The organism is Cetobacterium sp. (assembly GCF_048470075.1).
GTDB lineage: Bacteria > Fusobacteriota > Fusobacteriia > Fusobacteriales > Fusobacteriaceae > Cetobacterium_A.
In genome coordinates this window covers 1-2,543 of sequence record NZ_DBGBQB010000014.1, presented here as the reverse complement: position 1 = coordinate 2,543, position 2,543 = coordinate 1, and the positions used below count along the sequence as shown (strand labels likewise).

The window sequence follows — 2,543 nt, the reverse complement described above, 5'->3', positions numbered from 1 at the left end:
CTATATATCATTAACTGTTGCCTTAAAGAAGAAAAATGATTTAAGTTCAAGATGGTTTTTACCTAAAGGTATCTACTTGGAAAATTTTTCATATGCCTTTGAAAAAGCTGAGCTTCTTTTGGCCATGAGAAATAGTTTTATTGTGACATTAACATGTATAATTTTGATAACATTATTAGGAGCTATGGCAGCTTATCCATTAGCAAGAAATAAAACTTTTACAAATAAAACTGTTTTAAATTTGATTTTAGCAGTTATGATGGTACCTCCTTTAAGTATATTAGTTCCTCTTCTTACAACAATGACTAAAATACATGGAGTAAATACATATTGGGGAATTATTTTAACACTTACAACTTTTAACCTGCCTTTAAGTATATTTTTATATAGTAATTTTATTCATACTATTCCTAGAGAGTTGGAAGAAGCAGCGATGATCGATGGATGTAGTCAGTTTAAAACATTTTATAAAGTGATATTTCCATTGTTAAAACCTATCACAGCCACTGTTATTATTTTAACAGGTGTAGGAATATGGAATGATTATCAATTCTCAGTTTACTTATTACAATCTCAAAAAATGAGAGTTATAACTTTAGCAATTTCATCATTTTTTAGTCACTCATCATCAAATTTGGGGGCAGCGGCAGCAGCGGCAATTATTGCTGTTTTACCAATAATTACATTGTATATATTTTTACAAAGATACTTTATTGCTGGAATGACAAACGGTTCAATAAAATAAAAATAAGGGGTGTTTATTATGAAAAAAATTATTTTATCATTTGCTTTTTTGAGTTTATTCGCTAGTTGTGAAAAAGGAGAAAATATATCTCAAAAAAAACAATTGGTAATTACGAGTAATTCTCATGCTCAAGAACCATCTTCAATAGCCTTACAAGAGATTGTTGATGAGTATAATAAAAATAGTTCAGATGTAGAAATTGAATTTATACCTGGAAGTTCAGATTATGAAGAGACAATGAAAACAAAGATGGCAACAAATTCCTTACCAGATCTTTTTGGAACTCATGGCTGGTCCATCAATAGATATAAAGAATATTTAGAGCCTTTAAATGAAAGAGAATGGGCTCAATATATTAGCCCTGCAATTAAACCAGTTATTACAGATAGTGAAGATAAGTTTTATACACTACCTTTAGATATAGATATAGTTGGATTGCCATATAATCTTGATGTTCTTGAAAAAGCAGGTGTAAATCCAAAAGATATAAAGACAACAGATGATTTTTTATTGGCACTGGAAAAAATTAAAGATATAGGCGTAACACCAATCTATTTAGGAGGAAAAGATTCAGCTTCAATTGGGAATATTTATGATTGGATTGTTCCTGGATTGATAATTTTAAATAAAGATAATCCACAAGGTGAAAACTTAAAAAATGGTATTTTTGATGAAAATGCTTGGAATAAAACAGGGGAATTTATAAAAACTTTAAAAGATAAGGGATATATAAATAGAGATGCTTTAACAGGAAATGATGCAGCAAGAGCTCTTGGTACAGGAAAAGCTGCTTTTCTATTCTTTGGAACCTCTATGATAAGAGAGGGATTAACATATAATCCAGATGCTAGAATGGATTTTATTGCATTACCAACTAAAGATAGAAGTGAAAAATCATATTTTATAACAGGGGAAAGAATGGCAATAGGTGTTTGGAAAGATTCTCCTAATAAGAAAGAAGCTTTAGAATTTTTAGATTACTTAGCCAAACCAGAAAATGTATCTAAGATGGCTACAGCAAATGTTCTTCCAACAGGGCTAACTAATGCAAAGAGTAATCTTGGAAAATTTGAAAAAAGTTATGAGTTAGGAAATCAGTATCAGTATGTGGGATTCTTTGATAGAGAATATCTTCCTAGTGGATCATGGGAGACATTGTGTTCTATAGGAGCTGGAATAATATCTGGTCAGCTAAGTGTAGAAGAAGCAACAAAAAAAATGAAAGAAAACTTTGAAAGATTAAAAAATAAATAAGGGAGATATTATGAATATATATGTTAATTCAAATCTAGAGTTTCATTTACAGAATGAATATATTAGTTATATTATTAAGGTTTTAGAAAATGGTGATTTAGGGCATCTTTATTTTGGAAAAAGATTAAATCATAAGGAAAATTTTTCAAATATGCTCCAAATATTTGAACATCAGGTTCCATACACCCCTGAGCAAATAGATGGATTTTCAGGATTTGCATTAGACAGTTTAAAGCAGGAGTTTCCAGGAGCTGGAACAGGAGATTATAAGGAGCCAGCTTATATAATTTTACAAGAAAATGGGAGTAGAGTAAGTGATTTCAAATTTTCAAAATATGAAATTCTAGATGAAAAGTTACCTCTGGAAAGATTACCACATACATATGTATTAAAAAATGATGAAGTAAAGACTTTAAGGATAACTTTGACAGATAAACTATTAAAGACAGACATTATTTTGGTGTATTCTATCTATAAAAATTTCCCCATTATTACTAGAAGTTCTTCAATTATCAATAATGGAGAAAAAGATATAACTTTAGAG

At 29.5% G+C, this 2,543-nt stretch carries 3 protein-coding genes; all 3 read left to right on the top strand.

Going from position 1 to position 2,543, the window contains the following annotated elements; translation table 11 throughout:
* Positions 1–745 (top strand): carbohydrate ABC transporter permease (locus ACMOUI_RS00430; protein ID WP_418963773.1); only part of this gene is annotated, 745 nt, incomplete at its 5' end.
* A gap of 18 nt (positions 746–763) precedes the next feature.
* Positions 764–1,999 (top strand): ABC transporter substrate-binding protein, encoded by a 1,236-nt coding sequence (locus ACMOUI_RS00425; RefSeq protein ID WP_418963772.1) that lies wholly within the window; start codon positions 764–766, stop codon positions 1,997–1,999.
* Between the two features lie 10 nt (positions 2,000–2,009).
* The coding region (locus ACMOUI_RS00420) for a glycoside hydrolase family 36 N-terminal domain-containing protein (protein WP_418963771.1) at positions 2,010–2,543 on the top strand (534 nt) is incomplete at its 3' end.